The sequence below is a fragment of the Curtobacterium sp. PhB142 genome (assembly GCF_004341255.1).
Classification (GTDB): Bacteria; Actinomycetota; Actinomycetes; order Actinomycetales; family Microbacteriaceae; genus Curtobacterium.
Map to the genome: position 1 here is coordinate 28900 of NZ_SLUT01000008.1, position 16536 is coordinate 45435.

Sequence of the window (16536 nt, forward strand, 5' to 3'; positions counted from 1 at the left end):
GGCTCGCGATCCCCCGCAGCGCACGCCGGTTGCACGTTCGTGCACGATCCCGGACTTCCCTCAGGAATTCATCGCCGCGTCGTTCGCCTCGTCACTAGGCTCGGCCTCAATCACTCAACGGGGAGTGCGGCGCAGCACCACCGGACCCCCACCTCACGCACTGGAGGTCACCGATGGACGACATCGGCGTCAAGTTCCTGTCCGAGCTCGTCGGTACAGCGATGCTCATCATCCTGGGTGGCGGTGTCGTCGCCGCCGTCTCCCTCACGAAGTCGAAGGGCTTCGGGGCCGGCTTCCTCATGGTCACGATCGGTTGGGGCTTCGCGGTCTTCGCCGGCGTCCTCGTGTCCTACAAGTCGGGCGGCCAGCTCAACCCGGCCGTCAGCCTCGCCCAGGCCATCCTCGGCAACATCAGTGTCGGCACGATGCTCATCTACTGGCTCGCGCAGATGATCGGCGCGGTCATCGGTGCCGTCATCGTCTGGCTCGCCTACAAGCAGCACTTCGACGAGGAGCCCGACGCCGCTGCGAAGCTCGGCGTGTTCTCCACCGGCCCCGCGATCCGGTCGTACGGCTGGAACGTCGTGACCGAGATCATCGGCACCTTCGTGCTCGTCTTCGTCATCCTCGCGATGACGAACGGCAAGGCACCTGCCGAACTCGGCGCCGTCCCCGTCGCCTTCCTCGTGATCGCGATCGGTGTCAGCCTCGGTGGCCCGACCGGCTACGCCATCAACCCGGCCCGTGACCTCGGCCCGCGCATCGCCCACGCCTTCCTGCCCATCAAGGGCAAGGGCTCGAGCGACTGGTCGTACGCCTGGGTGCCGGTCGTCGGACCGCTCGTCGGCGGTGCACTCGCCGCCGTGCTCTCGCTCGCGCTGCTGCCCGTCGTCAGCTGAACCAACCCAACCCCGGGGTGAGCGGCGCGCGATCGCGGGCCGCTCACCGCACCGAACACCCGTAAGGAGCACCAATGGCCGACTACATCGTCGCCATCGACCAGGGCACGACCTCCACCCGAGCGATCGTCTTCGATCACTCCGGCTCGATCATCTCGACCGGGCAGAAGGAGCACGAGCAGATCTTCCCGCGCGCCGGGTGGGTCGAGCACGACCCCGCCGAGATCTGGGACAACACCCGCGAGGTGATCGGTCAGGCGCTGTCGCGTGCCGACATCACGCGTCACGACGTCGCCGCCGTGGGCATCACCAACCAGCGCGAGACCGCCGTCGTCTGGGACAAGACCACCGGCAAGCCGATCTACAACGCGATCGTCTGGCAGGACACCCGCACGCAGTCGATCGTCGACAAGCTCGCCGACGGCGACACCGATCGCTACAAGGCCATCGTCGGCCTCCCGCTCGCGACGTACTTCGCCGGCACCAAGATCATGTGGATCCTCGAGAACGTCGAGGGTGCGCGTGAGAAGGCCGAGGCCGGGGACCTGCTCTTCGGCACCACCGACACCTGGGTCCTCTGGAACCTGACCGGTGGCGTCGACGGCGGCGTCCACAAGACCGACGTCACGAACGCGTCCCGCACGCTGTTCATGGACCTCGAGACGCTCCAGTGGCGCGACGACATCCTCGCCGACTTCGGTGTGCCGAAGTCGATGCTCCCCGAGATCGTCAGCTCCTCCGAGGTCTACGGCCACGTCGAGTCGTCCAACCTGCTCCGCGAGGTCCCGATCGCGGGCATCCTCGGCGACCAGCAGGCCGCGACCTTCGGCCAGGCGGCGTTCGACCAGGGCGAGTCGAAGAACACCTACGGCACCGGCAACTTCCTCATCTTCAACACCGGTACCGAGATCGTCCGCTCCGAGAACGGCCTGCTCACCACCGTCGGCTACAAGCTCGGCGACCAGGAGACGCACTACGCACTCGAGGGCTCGATCGCCGTTACGGGTTCGCTCATCCAGTGGCTCCGTGACAACCTCGGTCTGATCGGCAGTGCCCCGGAGGTCGAGGCACTGGCCAAGACCGTCGAGGACAACGGCGGCGTGTACTTCGTGCCGGCGTTCTCCGGGCTCTTCGCGCCGTACTGGCGTCCTGATGCCCGCGGCGCCATCGTCGGCCTGACCCGCTACGTCAACAAGGGGCACATCGCACGTGCGGCCCTCGAGGCGACGGCGCTGCAGACCCGCGAGGTCCTCGACGCGGTGAACGCCGACTCGGGCGTGGACCTGACCGAGCTCAAGGTCGACGGCGGCATGACCGCCAACAACGAGCTCATGCAGTTCCAGGCCGACATCCTCAACGTGCCGGTGGTGCGTCCGGTCGTCGCCGAGACGACGGCGCTCGGCGCGGCCTACGCGGCCGGTCTCGCGGTGGGCTTCTGGGCCAACCTCGACGAGCTCCGTGCCAACTGGCAGGAGGACAAGCGCTGGGAGCCGCAGCTCGACGCTGCGGAGCGCGAGCGCACGCTCCGTCTCTGGAAGAAGGCCGTCACGAAGACCTTCGACTGGGTCGACGAGGACGTCCAGTAGCGACGCACGCGCACGCTGACCGCGTGCACTGAACGCACCGACGGGAGGCCCGGTGCCGGTTCCTGGAACCGGCACCGGGCCTCCCGTCAGTTGCGTCTACTGCGCGTCGGTCGCGGTCGGGACCGCGATCCAGTCCGCCAGCTTGCGGGTGCCAGCGCCGGAGTCGATCGCCTCGGCGGCCACCGCGAGTTGCTCGCGGAAGCGCTGCAGGATCGGTCGGTCGGACTCGGCCGGGTCCTGCGCCAGACGGAAGGAGACCAGCCCCGCCGCGGCGTTGAGCAGCACGATGTCGCGCACCGGGCCCGTCTCCCCCGACAGCACGCGGTGCACGACGGCTGCGTTGTGCTCGGGGTCGCCACCGAGCAGGTCCTCGGTGCGTGCACGTGCGATGCCGAGGTCGCGCGGGTCGAGGTCGTGCTCGATGATGCGCCCGCCGGTGACCTCCCAGATGTGGCTGTGGCCGGTGGTGGTGAGCTCGTCGAGGCCGTCGTCCCCGCGGAACACCAGGGCGGTCGCGCCGCGGGTCTGGAACACGCCCGTGATGATCGGCACGAGGTCGAGCTGCGCAACGCCGACCGCGTTCGCTTCGCACCGTGCGGGGTTGACGAGCGGCCCGAGGAAGTTGAACACCGTGGGCACGCCGATCTCGCGGCGGACCGGCCCGGCGTGCGCGAAGCCCGGGTGGAACGCGTTGGCGAACGCGAAGGTCAGTCCGACACGCCGGAAGGTGTCCGCGACACGCGCGGCGTCCATCGTGAGATCGAGCCCGAGTGCGGCGAGCACGTCGCTCGAACCGGACTTCGACGAGCTCGCCTTGTTGCCGTGCTTCACGACGGGCACCCCGGCGGCGGCGATGACGATCGCCGCCATGGTCGACACGTTCACGGTGCCGACGACGTCCCCACCCGTGCCGACGATGTCCAACGCCATCGGGTCGACGTCCAGCGGAACGGCGGCGTCGAGGATCGCGTCGCGGAACCCGACCACCTCGTCGACGGTCTCGCCCTTCGCGCGGAGCGTCACGGCGAACGCGGCGATCTGTGCCTGGGTGGCGCGCCCGTGCACGATCTCCTCCATGGCCCATGTGGATTGCCTGATCGTCAGGTCCTCGCGCGCCATGAGCGCGCTGATCACTGCAGGCCAAGAGAGTGCGTCAGGCATGGCTCGATCGTAGTGAATTCGAGAGACCCGCCAGTCTCCTGCGAAAACACTGTCTGGGGTTTCGGCCATAATGGAGGACGTGACTAGCACCCCTCTCTCCAGATCCGCCAGCGGTCCGGCCCTGAACAGGCCGAACGCCGTTGCCGTGGGGACGATCGTGTGGCTGGGCAGCGAGGTCATGTTCTTCGCCGGCCTGTTCGCGATCTACTTCACGCTGCGCAGCACGTCCCCCGAGCTGTGGGCGGCCGAAACCTCCAAGCTCGAGGTGCCCTTCGCCTCGGTGAACACGATCATCCTGGTGCTGTCCAGCTTCGCGTGCCAGTTCGCCGTGTTCGCTGCAGAGCGCTTCCAGGTGCACCGCACGAGCTGGAACCCGCGCCACTGGGGCATGACGGAGTGGTTCTTCGTCACCTACGCGATGGGCGCGATCTTCGTCTGCGGCCAGATCTTCGAGTACGCCAACCTCTGGCACGAGGGCGTCACGCTCTCCTCCAGCGCCTACGGCTCGGCCTTCTACATGACGACCGGGTTCCACGGCCTCCACGTCACGGGTGGCCTCATCGCCTTCCTGCTGACGCTCGGCCGCGGCTTCGCCGCGAAGAACTTCGGTCACAAGGAAGCGACCACCGCCATCGTCGTGTCGTACTACTGGCACTTCGTCGACGTCGTGTGGATCTTCCTCTTCGCCGTCATCTACCTTCTCAAGTAGGAACTGGACACCCCCGAGCACATGTTCAACAGAACCAAGACCAAGAAGGGCCGCCGTTCACCGATGGCGACCGTCTCGCTCATCGTCGTGGGCCTCATGACCACCGGCGGTGCGTACGCGCTCTTCAGCTCCACGGCCAACGCCGACGACAGCACGAGCACCGTCGCGGCGACCAGCCAGTCGAAGGTGAACGAGGGCCAGAAGCTCTTCGCCTCGAACTGCGCGACCTGCCACGGCCTCTCCGCCCAGGGCACGAGCGAGGGTCCGTCCCTCATCGGTGTCGGCGCCGCCTCGGTCGACTTCCAGGTCGGCACCGGCCGCATGCCGATGGCCGCCCAGGGTCCGCAGGCCGAAGAGAAGCCCGCGCAGTTCACCGACGAGCAGGTCGACGCCCTCGCCGAGTACGTCGCCTCGCTGGGCCCCGGCCCGGCCGTCCCGTCCACCGAGCTCACCAACGGTGAGGACGGCGACGCGGCCGAGGGTGCCGAGCTCTTCCGCATCAACTGCGCCATGTGCCACAACGTGGCCGGCGCCGGCGGTGCCCTGACCGAGGGCAAGTACGCACCGAACCTGTCGACGGTCTCCGGCAAGCACATCTACGAGGCGATGCAGACCGGCCCGCAGAACATGCCGGTCTTCAACGACCTGAACCTCACGCCGGAGCAGAAGGCCGACATCATCACGTACCTCAAGTACGTGCAGGACAACAAGTCGCCCGGCGGGTTCGCACTCGGCTCCCTGGGCCCGGTGGCCGAGGGTCTGTTCATCTGGATCTTCGGACTCGGCGCGGTCGTCGCGATGACCGTCTGGCTGACCGCGAAGTCCAACTGATCGTCCGTGTCGAACGACACTGAAGGGAACACCATGGCAGAGCACGACGACGAGACGCTGAACTCGTCCTCGGCTGTCGAGAAGCACGGCACGACCACCTCCCCCGGGATCGCGGTGCTGCCCACCGACCCGTTCGAGAACCCGGGTGAGCCGCCGCACCGCGCGCGCCGCACCGACGTCGACCCGAAGAAGCAGCGCCTGGCCGAGCGTCAGGTCGCGACCTTCTTCTACCTCTCGATCGTCGGCAGCGTCCTCTCGATCGCGGCCTACGTCGCGTTCCCGATCGACTCGAACGACTTCGGGACGGTCCGCACCGCGAACCTCTTCCTCGGCCTCTCGATCGCCCTCGCGCTCATCGCGCTGGGCCTCGGTGCGGTCTACTGGTCGAAGTCGCTCGTCGTCGACCGCGAGATCACCGAGCTCCGCCACGGAACCCGCGGCACGGACGCGACGCGCGCCAAGGCCGTCGAGGCCTTCCAGCTGGCCGACAAGGAGTCCGGCTTCAGCCGTCGCAAGCTGATCCGCAACTCGATGATCGGTGCGCTGGCCGCGTTCCCGCTGCCGGGCATCGTCCTGGTCCGCGACCTCGCTCCGGCCGAGGACCCGAACGAGCTCCTGCGCCACACCTTCTGGAAGCAGGGCCTGCGCCTGACGAAGGACCCGACGGGTCTGCCGATCAAGGCCTCGGACGTGACCATCGGTTCGGTGTTCCACGTCATCCCGGACGGCATGCTCGACTCCGAGCACATGCTCGAGGAGAAGGCCAAGGCCTCCGTCCTCCTCATGCGTCTCGACCCGAAGGACCTCAACCCGTCCAAGGGTCACGAGAACTGGGGCTACGACGGCATCGTCGCGTACTCCAAGATCTGCACCCACGTCGGATGCCCGGTCGCGCTCTACGAGCAGCAGACGCACCACCTGCTGTGCCCGTGCCACCAGTCCACCTTCGATGTCTCGAACAACTGCGAGGTCATCTTCGGTCCGGCCGCACGCCCCCTCCCCCAACTTCCGATCGCGATCGACGACGACGGCTACCTGGTTGCCCAGAGCGACTTCCACGAGCCGGTCGGACCGTCCTTCTGGGAGCGTGAACGCTGATGACCAGCACCCCCACCACCACGGCACCGAGCAGCACGGCCAACAAGCCGGCTCCGGAGCGCGGATCCCGCATCATCGGCGGGGTCGCCAACTACATCGACGAGCGCACCAGCATCTCGGGGCTCGTCAAGGAAGTCGGCCGGAAGATCTTCCCGGACCACTGGAGCTTCATGCTCGGCGAGGTGGCGCTGTACAGCTTCGTCGTCGTCCTGCTCTCCGGCACGTTCCTGACGTTCTTCTTCCAGGCCTCCATGGCCGAGGTCGTCTACAACGGCTCGTACGTCCCGCTCAAGGGCGTCGAGATGTCGACGGCGCTCCAGTCCACGCTGGACATCTCGTTCGACATCCGCGGTGGGCTCTTCGTCCGCCAGGTCCACCACTGGGCAGCCCTGCTGTTCGTGGCGTCGATCATGCTGCACATGGCCCGCGTGTTCTTCACCGGTGCCTTCCGCAAGCCGCGTGAGCTCAACTGGGTCTTCGGCTTCCTGCTCTGGGTCCTCGCCATGGGTGAAGGCTTCACCGGCTACTCGCTCCCCGACGACCTGCTCTCCGGAAACGGCCTGCGGATCATCGTCGGCATGATCGAGGGCGTTCCGGTGATCGGCGTCTGGATCGCCTACCTGCTCTTCGGTGGCGAGTTCCCGGGCACCGACATCGTCGGCCGCCTGTACACGCTGCACATCCTGCTGCTGCCGGCGATCCTCGTCGCGGTGCTCGGTGTCCACCTCGTGCTCGTCGTGATCAACAAGCACACCCAGTTCGCCGGCCCGGGCAAGACCAACGACAACGTCGTCGGTGTCCCGATCCTCCCGGCGTTCGCCGCCAAGGCCGGCGGGTTCTTCTTCATCGTCGCGGGCATCATCGCCCTCATCGCGTCGATGTTCACGATCAACCCGATCTGGAACTACGGCCCGTACGACCCCTCGCCGGTCTCCGCCGGTACCCAGCCCGACTGGTACATCGGCTTCGCCGACGGCGCACTGCGTCTGGTGCCGCCGCACTGGGAGGTCGTGTGGTTCGGCTACACGGTGTCGTTCAACATCCTGGCGCCCATCGCGGTCCTGGTGCTGCTCATCCTCGCGATCCTGCTGTACCCGTTCATCGAGTCGTGGATCACCGGCGACAAGCGCGAGCACCACATCCTCGACCGGCCGCGCAACGCCCCGACCCGCACGGCGATCGGTGCCGCCGGCATCACGCTCTACGCCAGCCTCTGGGCTGCGGCGTCGTCGGACATCATCGCGACCCACTTCCTGGTGTCGATCGAGCACGTGATCCACGTGATCCAGGCAACGACGGTCCTCGGCCCGTTCGTCGCCTTCTGGATCACCAAGCGCGTGTGCCTCGCACTCCAGAAGAAGGACCGCGAGATCGTCCTGCACGGCTACGAGTCCGGTCGCATCGTCCGACTCCCCCACGGTGAGTACATCGAGGTGCACGAGCAGCTCGACGAGTACGAGCGCTGGAAGCTGCTGCAGTTCAACGAGTACAAGCCGCTCATGATCCGCCCGAACGCCAAGGGGCAGATCACCGTGATCCAGAAGGCCCGTGCGAGCGTCTCCCGCTTCTTCTTCGAAGACCGCATCGAGCCGGTCTCCAAGGCGGAGCTCGAGGCAGCGCACGCCGCCCACCACGGCCCGGACCTCGAGGGCAGCCACCAGGCCCCGCAGGTCGAGGAAAAGCACTAAGCACGACGACAGGAACCCCCGCCACCACGTGGCGGGGGTTTCTTCGTGCGATGGGCGAAACGCCGCCCCCAGTTCACGGCTGGTTCACCGACACGTGCTGGACTCATCCAGGACGGTGTGGCAACGTGTTGCACCACGCATCCGCCAACGGAATGAGACCCCGATGGACAGCCGGACGGCCGAACACCCCAGGCCGAACCACTTCCTCCTCCACCTCAGCGACACCCACCTCGTCTCCGGCGACGGCGATCTGTACGGCGGGGTCGACTCCGCCGCCCGGCTCACCGAGATCGTCGCGGACATCGAAGCATCAGGCAACCGACCCGAAGCGATCGTCGTCACCGGCGACGTGGCCGACAAGGGCGAACCGGGTGCCTACGCCCGCGTCCGCGAGATCGTCGAGCCGGCTGCCCGCCGGATCGGTGCCCAGGTCATCTGGGCGATGGGCAACCACGACGAGCGCGGCGCGTTCCGTCAGGAGCTCTTCGGGTTGCACCCCACCGACCGTCCGGTCGACTTCGTCTACGACGTCAACGGTCTGCGGGTGATCACCCTCGACACGAGTGTCCCGGGCCACCACCACGGCGAGGTCTCCCCCGAGCAGCTCGACTGGCTGGCCGAGGTCCTGTCCGAGGCTGCGCCGCACGGCACCATCCTGGCGATGCATCACCCGCCCGTGCCGAGCGTGCAGGACCTGACCGTCCTCGTCGAGCTCCGCGACCAGCAGGCCCTGGCCGAGGTCGTCGAGGGCAGTGACGTCCTGTCGATCATCGCCGGACACCTGCACTACTCGACCAGCGCGGTCTTCGCGGGCATCCCCGTGTCGGTCGCCAGTGCCACGTGCTACACGCAGGACCTCACCGAGTTCCAGGGCGGCACGCGTGGGCGGGACGGCGCGCAGTCGTTCAACCTGGTGCACGTCTACGGCCACAACGTCGTGCACTCGGTCGTCCCGATCGGGCACTACTCCACGGTCGGCGAACCGGTGTCGGCCGTCGAGACCGAGGCCCGACTCGCAGCGCACGGGGTCACGATCCCGCCCGCGGTCGAGCCGGCTCCGGTGACCTCGAGCATCCCGGTCTTCACGCTCGACTCGGTGCCGGTCTCCCCCGTCCACCGGTAGGTCGCCGCACTTCGTGAGCGGCAATGGTCGGGTCCGCAGTGCGGACCCGACCATTTGTGCTCACCATGTGCCGTGGGCGTGCGCGCGGGGCGGACGGGAGGCGCGTGGCGGGGTCGCCACGGGCCTCCCGTCCGGTCGGTGGTCGCGAATCACCGCGAGACGTGTGTCGAGCGGTCAGCTCGCGTCGTCTGCCGGGGCGCGTGCCGACAGGCCGTGACCGCTCGGCGGTCGGCGGTCGGCGGTCGGCGACGGGGCGGTCGGGAGGCGCGTGGAGAGTCCAGTACGGGCCTCCCGTCCGGCCGGTGGTCGCGAATCACCGCGAGACGTGTGTCGAGCGGTCAGTTCGCGTCGTCTGCCGGGGCGCGTGCCGACAGGCCGTGACCGGTCGGCGGACGGCGACGGGGCGGGGCGGTCGGGAGGCGCGTGGCGAGTCCGTCCCGGCCCTCCTGTCCGGTGAAGGGTCACCACGCACCGCGTGTCAGGCGTCGAGCGGTCAGCTCGCGTCGTCTGACGGCGCGCGTGCCGACAGGCCGTGACCGCTCGGAGGACGGCGACGGGGCGGGGCGGTCGGGCCCGGAGCGCGTGGCTGGGCTTCGGCGCCGGGCTCGCAGGCTCGCCCGGAGCGCGACAGCAGAACGCTGGCGCGTTCTAGACGCTGTCGCGCTCCCACGGCGCAGGGAAGGGGAAGTAGCGCTCGAGGAAGTCGGTCACGCGCTGCGTCCGCTCCTCGTCGCTGACCTCCGGGAAACTGCCGTCGTTCAGGCAGAAGAAGTCCGCGTTCCGCTTCTTGAGCAGCTCGTCGAGCGATCGCAGCCCGGACTGCATCGTGGTGTCGATGTAGCGGACGTCGGCGTTCTCCTGCGTGATCGCCCGACCCGTGAGCAACGAGTAGTAGTGGTAGAGCGAGTTGGTCACCGAGATGTTCTCGGCAGCACGGAAGCGCGACGCCGCCGTGGCACGGAACTCGTCGGCGAACTCGTGCTCCATCTCCGTCATGATCGACGACCGGAGCGGGGTGGGCGCGTGCTCGAGGTGCCGGGTGGTGACCGCACCGAACCGCTGCTGCAACAGGCGACGGTTCACCCGCGCGGAGTTCTCGAACCCACTGCGCGCGGCGTTGTTCACGCCGAGGCCGATGCGGGTGGTGGCGAGGATGAACTTCGACACCGACCCCGGGCTGAAGAACACCGATGGGTCGACGGTGCGGCCGAAGAACATGTCGTCGTTCGAGTAGATGAAGTGCTCGCTGATGCCCGGGATGTGGTGCAGCTGCGACTCGACGGCCTGCGAGTTGTGCGTCGGCAGCACGGACGGGTCGGCGAAGAACTCCTCGCTGCGCACGATTCGGACCTTGGGGTGGTCAGCGAGCCAGTGCGGAGCGGGCGAATCGGTGGCGATGTAGATCTGGCGGATCCACGGTGCGAACGTGTGCACCGAGCGGAGTGCGTACTTCAGCTCGTCGATCTGGCGGAACCGTGCGGGGGCGTCGTCGCCCTCGCCCAGGACGGCCGACGCCTGCGCTGCCTGGCGGGCGCGCTGGTACTCGATGGCGTTGCCGTCGACCCACGAGAAGACGATGTCGATCGGGAACCGGATGTCCGAGACGTGGTCGTCGAACATGTGCTCGACGGTGCGCCACGTGCGGCCGTAGCGCTCGATGTCGACGAGCACGAACTCGTCGACCGGCAGGCTGCGGCGCATCAGGGCGTTCTCGACGGGCGCGAGCACCTCGGTGTCGGTGAGTCGCCAGAACTCGAGCTGCACGCTGGTCTCGGCGCCGTAGCGCAGGCGACCGAGGGGCTCGAGACGCGGGCGGAAGACGCGCAGCACCGGCTCGTCGACGGGCCCGAGACCGTCGTCCTGCATGAGCACGGCCGGTTCGCCGGGCGGCTTCGCGTAGAACGGTTCGTTGACGGCGGCGGCCATGACGGCGCTCTCCGCACGCTGCCGGTCGCGCTCGTCGATCGCGATGACCGGACGCTCGTCGTTGCCGCGGATGAGCAGGTGGTCGACGTCCGCCACGGTCAGCGCGTCGTCCAGGAACAACAGGTCCTCGATCATCGACTGCTGCGGCGTCAGGTGGCCGTTGAGCAGCGTCAGGCGCCCCTTGCGGACGACGACGTCGGGCCGGTCGAGACCGCCGGAGGACGGTCGAGGGGTCAGCAGAGGACTCTCGGTCACCGGCTCGGTCTCGTCGTTCATCCATGCCCTTCGGGTCGTGCTGCCGGGTCCTGTACCCGACCCTGCGATCCTACCGTCCGCCCGCCCGGTCGGTTCCGCAGGCGGTCAGCGGAGCCGGTCAGGAGGCCCGGGGTGCGTCCGCCTCGCGCGGCACCTTGACGGCGATGCCCACCACGATGAACAGGGCGGCAGCCAGGATCTGCAGCGCGGCCCACACCTGGCCGGGGATCGGCACCGTGACCAGGGGGTTCCAGCAGACGGCGACGGCGGCCATCAGCACGGCGGCCCACCACGTCTTCCCGCGCACCGCGAAGACGAGCACGATGAGGGACAGCACCGTGACACCCCAGCGGGCGAAGACGAAGCCGGACGAGTCGATGATCGCCACGCAGGCGAGCAGGACGATCGCGGCGATGAGCGACGGCGCGAGTGCCGGCCGGGTGAACCCCGGGGTGGCATGGGTGTTCGTCGTCCCCGCGGCCGGTCGGACCGGTGCGGCGGGCACACCGTTCTGCGACGACCCCACCGGGGGTCGTCCCTTGCGGGCAGCCATCAGGCGGGGGCCTCGTCGAGGTCGATGGCCGTGAAGGACCGGGACATCGGCGGGAGACCCCGCACACGCTCGAGCGCGGGGACCAGCTCGCCGAGGTAGGCCCGGTAGCCCTCGTCGGTGAGGTGCAGGCCGTCGTCGGTAAAGCGGTCGTCGAGGTGGTCGCCGTCCGCCAGCGCGGGCCAGGCGTCGAGGTACTGCGCGTGGCAGGTCGCGACGAACTGCCGCAGGTGCCGGTTCGCCTCCTCGATCTTCGCCGTGTACTCGGCCTGGCGGGGCAGGACGGAGACGAGCAGCAGGCGGACACCGGGCAGCTCGCGCCGCAGGGTGACGAGGATCGTCTCGACGTTGCGGACGACGTGTTCGGCGCTCGCCCGGTGGTTGCCGAAGTCGTTCGTGCCGATCAGCAGCACGATCACCTCGGGCTGTTCGGCGACGACCGCGTCGAGCCGTGCGAGCACGCCGTCCGTCGTGTCGCCGCCGATGCCCTGGTTCAGGGTCTGCTCGTCGGGGAGCCAGCTGTCCCACGACCCCTGGGCCGTGATGCTGTCCCCCAGGAACAGGACGGGACTGCGTTCCTCGGTCATGCTGCCTCCTCGTTCGCCGGTTCCGGACTCCCATTGTGCTGGGTCCGGTTGTGCTGCGTCGACTCGGTGTTGTCCGACTCGCGCTCGGCGGCCGCGGTGATGCGCTCGACCATGCCGGGGAAGATGATCCCGTGGAAGGGCAGGATCCCGTACCAGTACAGCCGGCCGGGCAGGCCCTGCGGGAAGTAGATCGCCCGCTGGTGGTAGTCGCTGCCGCCCTCGGGGTTCGGGGTCACGGTCATCTCGAGCCAGGCGCGCCCGGGTGACTTGAACTCGGCGCGGAGCCGCAGGTAGTGCCCGCGCTCGAGGCGTTCGACGCGCCACCAGTCGAGGGCGTCGCCCTGCTCGAGTCGGTCCTGGTCACGACGACCACGGCTGAGCCCGACGCCGCCGGCGACCTTGTCCATCCAGCCGCGCGCGACCCAGGCCAGCGGGAACGAGTACCACCCGTTCTCGCCGCCGATCGACTCGACGACGCGCCAGACGTCCTCTGCGGAGGCGGTCGAGTGACGCTTCCGGTCGTCGACGTAGACGGTGTGGCCGGCCCAGTCCGGGTCGGTCGGCATCGGGTCGGCCGAGGCGCTCGACAGGGTGGCGCTCCGCCAGCTCGTCTGCACCTCGCCGGACCGCATCTTGTTCAGGGCCAGTCGGACGGCGCGGCGGTACGACGTGAGCCCGCCCTCGGGCTGCGGGACGACGTCGTCGATGTCGTGCTCGCGCTGGACGCACTCGAACTGCAGCGACTCGATGATCGGCGTCGCCAGCTTGCGCGGGATCGGCGTGACGGCGTTGAACCAGTGTGCGGCGAGGCGCGGGGTGAGCACCGGCAGGACCGTGATCGGCCGCTGCCGCAGCTTCGCCTCGACCGCGTAGCCGTTGAGCATCTGCCCGTAGCGCAGGACGTCCGGCCCGCCGATGTCGAAGGTGCGGTTGACGTCGGCGGGGACGTCGAGCGCCGCGACCAGGTAGTACAGGACGTCGCGCACGGCGATCGGCTGGATGCGGTTGCGCACCCACCGCGGTGCGGGCATCCACGGCAGGACGTCGGTCACGTGCCGGATCATCTCGAACGAGGTGCTGCCGGAACCGATGACGACGCCGGCCTGGTAGGCGATCGTCGGCACGCCGGAGTGGAGCAGGATCTCACCGACCTCTTTCCGGCTGCGCAGGTGCTTCGACAGGTCGCCGTCGGGGTGCAGGCCGCCCAGGTAGACGAACCGGCTGACGCCGGCACGCTTCGCCTCGTGCGCCATCGTCTCGGCCGCCTGCCGTTCCGCGGACTCGAAGTCGCCGTCGGCACCCATCGCGTGGGCGAGGTAGTACACGGCCTCGACGCCGTCGACCGCGGCGCGGACCGCGTCGGCGTCCTGCAGGTCTCCTTCGGCGACGTCGACGTCGCTGCTCCACGGGACGTCCTGGAGCTTCCGGGGGTTGCGCACGAACACGCGCACGGAGTGTCCGGCTTCGAGGAGACGGGGGACGAGACGACCGCCGATGTACCCGGTGGCGCCGGTGACGAGGACCTGCATGCCCGGAACGCTACGCGGCACGCCTGACGGGTAGGCTTGCCGGGTGGACAACGCAGCCTTCCCCGTCACCGCCGATGCCGTCCGCGGCCTCATCGACCACGCGATCCTGAAGCCCGAGCTCACCCGCTCGGACGTCGACGCCCAGCTCGACGAAGCCGCCGCGTACCGGGTCTTCAGCGTGTGCGTCCGGCCCAGCGACGTCGCCTACGCCGTCGGGCGTCTCCGGGGCACCGGCGTCGGCGTCGGGACGGTCATCGGCTTCCCGCACGGCACCACGTCCACCGCGGCCAAGGTCGCCGAGTCGCTGCAGGCCCTCGCCGACGGTGCCTTCGAGCTCGACATGGTGCAGAACATCGGCGCCGCGAAGTCCGGCGACTGGGAGCGCGTCGAGCAGGACGTCCGCGCCGTCGTCGACGCAGCCGGGTCCACCGTCGTCAAGGTCATCCTCGAGACCGCGTTCCTGACCGACGACGAGATCGTCGCAGCCTCGCGTGCCGCGCAGTCCGCCGGTGCCGCGTTCGTGAAGACCTCCACCGGGTTCGCCGGCGGCGGGGCGACGACCGAGCACATCGCACTGATGCGGCGCACGGTCGGAGCCGACACGGGCGTCAAGGCCTCGGGCGGCGTCCGCGGGCTCGACACCCTGCTCGAGATGGTGGACGCCGGGGCGAACCGCATCGGCACGAGTGCGTCCGCGCGCATCCTCGACGAGGTCGCGCACCGTGTCGAGACCGGTGCCGCGTCGTCGCAGGGCGACGACACCAGCTCCTACTGACCCGCCGCGACACGACCTATCCACCGCACGACGACCTGACCCGACCGACCCACCACCTGCCAGGCCGGGGCACACCGGACGCGACGCCGCGTCCGGGAGCCGCCCCGGGCCTCCAGACCGCCGCATCGGAGCGCGCATGTCCAGCACCGCACCCCAGTCCCCCGCCCTCGCACTCGCCGTCGACCTCGGCGGCACCAAGGTCGAGGCCGCGCTCGTCACCGACCAGGGCGTCGTCCTGCCGGGCACGCGCTTCCGCAGCCCCACCGGGCCGCAGCGCACGTCCGACGAGCTGCAGGCAGCCGTCGACGAGGTCGTGACGAGCGCCCTGGCCACGGTCCCCACCGACGCGACCCTGGTCGGCGTCGGGGTCGGCTCGGCCGGCCCCGTCGACGAGGAGCACGGCCTCGTCTCCCCGCTCAACATGCCGGTGTGGCGCGGCCACCCGCTGCGCGACCGCATCGCCGCGCTCGTGCCCGAGGGCGTGCCGGTCACGCTGCGCATGGACGGCCTGGCGATCACGCTGGCCGAGCACTGGGTCGGTGCCGCGCAGGGGTACGACCACGTCATGGGCATGATCGTGTCGACGGGCGTCGGCGGTGGCCTCATCCTGCACGGCCGCACCGTCAGCGGCCCGACGGGCAACGCCGGGCACATCGGGCACGTGGAGTGCGGCGGCTACGACGATCCGTGCGCCTGCGGCGGCACCGGCTGCCTCGAGGCGATCGCCAGCGGCCCGAAGACCGTCGCCTGGGCGCAGCGCCAGGGGTTCGACGGGTCCACCGGCGAAGAACTGTCGGCGGCGTACGCGGCCGGCGACGAGATCGCGGTCGCCGCGGTCAAGCGCAGCGGCCGGGCGCTCGGGCAGGCGATCGCGGCGGCGACGAGCCTCGTCGACCTCGAGGTCGTGGCGATCGGCGGCGGGTTCTCCCACGTCACGCCGGACCTGTTCGAGTACGCACGCGAAGCGGTGGCGGAGCGCGTCGAGTTCGGGTTCGTGACGAAGGTGCGCATCGTGCCGACGGCGCTGTCGCAGGACGGCCCGCTCATCGGCGCCGCGGCACTCGTGCACCGCGCCGACGTCCTGCGCTGAGCGGACCGCGCCGACGCCCTGCGCTGACGTCCTGCGCTGAGCGGCGCTGCCGACGCCGACGTGCCCGGCCTCTCCACAGGGGGTGTCGGCCGGGTGTCGGTGTCCGGCAGGATGACGGGGTGCCCGGTTCCCGTCTCCTGACCACGGACGACTGGCCCGAGGCGGAGCTGCGCGCTGCGGTGCTCGCGGGCGAGTTGGTGCCCGTCGGGCCGTGCTGGGCCTCCCCCGCGACGCCGCAGGACCCGGCGCTGCGCGCGACCGCGGCATCGTGGGTCTTCGGCGATGCGCGGCTCGTCGCCTCCGGCCGGACCGCCGCGTGGATCTGGGGCGCGGCGTCGCGGCCGCCGGACCCGATCGAGGCGAGCGTCCCACCGCAGCTGCGCATCGCGGTCGGGCCGGGCCTGCACCTGCGCGAGGTCGCGCTCCAGCCCGTCGACGTGGTCCGGTTGGGGTCCGTGCAGACCGTCGTGACGACCCCGGCGCGCACCGCCGTCGACCTGCTCCGCACCCCGGGTGACTGGGACCCCGAGCGGGCAGCGGCCGTCGACGGGCTGCTGACGATCGGGGCGGTGTCCGTTGACGAGCTGCACGCGCGCCTGAGCGGCCTCGGGACCATCCCGATGGCGCGGCAGGCCGAACGACGGCTGCGCGGGCTGCTCAGCGCACGCTGACGCGGGCTCGGGCCGTGCTCAGCGCGCGGCGACGCGCGCTCGGGTCCTGCTCAGCCCG

General features: G+C 69.7%; 15 protein-coding genes. 10 read left to right on the forward strand and 5 right to left on the reverse strand.

Annotated elements, in window-relative coordinates; translation table 11 throughout:
• Positions 1-173 precede the first annotated feature (173 nt).
• Both EDF31_RS15595 and glpK read left to right on the forward strand, forming a co-directional pair.
• Complete coding sequence (locus tag EDF31_RS15595) at positions 174-899, forward strand: MIP/aquaporin family protein (protein WP_123294418.1); 726 nt, start codon at positions 174-176, stop codon at positions 897-899.
• A gap of 74 nt (positions 900-973) precedes the next feature.
• Positions 974-2485, forward strand: a complete 1512-nt coding sequence (gene glpK, locus EDF31_RS15600) for a glycerol kinase GlpK (protein ID WP_111084025.1) — start codon at positions 974-976, stop codon at positions 2483-2485.
• Between the two features lie 96 nt (positions 2486-2581).
• Here the strand turns inward: glpK and trpD are convergent, their stop codons facing one another.
• Positions 2582-3646: an anthranilate phosphoribosyltransferase gene (gene trpD, locus EDF31_RS15605; RefSeq protein WP_131846801.1), complete on the reverse strand. Its 1065-nt coding sequence runs from the start codon at positions 3644-3646 to the stop codon at positions 2582-2584.
• 70 nt (positions 3647-3716) lie between these two features.
• Between trpD and EDF31_RS15610 the strand changes: the two genes are divergently transcribed.
• The 5 genes from EDF31_RS15610 to EDF31_RS15630 all read left to right on the forward strand — a co-directional run bounded on the left by EDF31_RS15610 (position 3717) and on the right by EDF31_RS15630 (position 9095).
• The gene (locus tag EDF31_RS15610) at positions 3717-4355 is read left to right on the forward strand and encodes a heme-copper oxidase subunit III (RefSeq protein ID WP_111084027.1); all 639 of its coding nucleotides are present in this window, start codon (positions 3717-3719) and stop codon (positions 4353-4355) included.
• A gap of 21 nt (positions 4356-4376) precedes the next feature.
• Positions 4377-5186 carry a cytochrome c gene (locus EDF31_RS15615; RefSeq protein ID WP_123294420.1) on the forward strand — a complete coding sequence of 270 codons (810 nt, stop codon included), beginning with the start codon at positions 4377-4379 and terminating at the stop codon, positions 5184-5186.
• Between the two features lie 33 nt (positions 5187-5219).
• The gene (locus EDF31_RS15620) at positions 5220-6284 is read left to right on the forward strand and encodes a Rieske 2Fe-2S domain-containing protein (protein ID WP_111084029.1); all 1065 of its coding nucleotides are present in this window, start codon (positions 5220-5222) and stop codon (positions 6282-6284) included.
• Positions 6284-7972, forward strand: a complete 1689-nt coding sequence (locus EDF31_RS15625) for a ubiquinol-cytochrome c reductase cytochrome b subunit (protein WP_131846802.1) — start codon at positions 6284-6286, stop codon at positions 7970-7972. The genes EDF31_RS15620 and EDF31_RS15625 overlap by 1 nt, the downstream gene beginning before the upstream one ends.
• Before the next feature lie 163 nt (positions 7973-8135).
• A complete protein-coding gene (locus tag EDF31_RS15630) occupies positions 8136-9095 on the forward strand; it encodes a phosphodiesterase (protein ID WP_131846803.1) in 960 nt (319 codons plus the stop codon).
• 648 nt (positions 9096-9743) lie between these two features.
• Here EDF31_RS15630 and EDF31_RS15635 read toward each other — a convergent pair.
• The 4 genes from EDF31_RS15635 to EDF31_RS15650 form a co-directional block, all read right to left on the reverse strand.
• Positions 9744-11297 carry a stealth conserved region 3 domain-containing protein gene (locus tag EDF31_RS15635; RefSeq protein WP_131846804.1) on the reverse strand — a complete coding sequence of 518 codons (1554 nt, stop codon included), beginning with the start codon at positions 11295-11297 and terminating at the stop codon, positions 9744-9746.
• Positions 11298-11394: 97 nt separating this feature from the next.
• Complete coding sequence (locus tag EDF31_RS15640) at positions 11395-11829, reverse strand: DUF6804 family protein (RefSeq protein ID WP_207896251.1); 435 nt, start codon at positions 11827-11829, stop codon at positions 11395-11397.
• A complete protein-coding gene (locus EDF31_RS15645; protein WP_131846805.1) occupies positions 11829-12413 on the reverse strand; it encodes a GDSL-type esterase/lipase family protein in 585 nt (194 codons plus the stop codon). The genes EDF31_RS15640 and EDF31_RS15645 overlap by 1 nt, the downstream gene beginning before the upstream one ends.
• Positions 12410-13942: an SDR family oxidoreductase gene (locus tag EDF31_RS15650; RefSeq protein ID WP_131846806.1), complete on the reverse strand. Its 1533-nt coding sequence runs from the start codon at positions 13940-13942 to the stop codon at positions 12410-12412. Before EDF31_RS15650 ends, EDF31_RS15645 begins: the two co-directional genes overlap by 4 nt.
• Positions 13943-13985: 43 nt before the next feature.
• On the opposite strand from EDF31_RS15650, the gene deoC reads away from it, so the two are divergent.
• From deoC to EDF31_RS15665, 3 genes are all read left to right on the forward strand, one after another.
• The gene (gene deoC, locus EDF31_RS15655; RefSeq protein ID WP_131846807.1) at positions 13986-14717 is read left to right on the forward strand and encodes a deoxyribose-phosphate aldolase; all 732 of its coding nucleotides are present in this window, start codon (positions 13986-13988) and stop codon (positions 14715-14717) included.
• A 136-nt stretch (positions 14718-14853) separates the two neighbouring features.
• Positions 14854-15807 (forward strand): ROK family protein, encoded by a 954-nt coding sequence (locus tag EDF31_RS15660; protein ID WP_123294427.1) that lies wholly within the window; start codon positions 14854-14856, stop codon positions 15805-15807.
• A 119-nt stretch (positions 15808-15926) separates the two neighbouring features.
• On the forward strand, positions 15927-16478 hold the full coding sequence (locus tag EDF31_RS15665; RefSeq protein ID WP_165901453.1) for a type IV toxin-antitoxin system AbiEi family antitoxin: 552 nt from the start codon (positions 15927-15929) through the stop codon (positions 16476-16478).
• Positions 16479-16536: the final 58 nt, after the last annotated feature.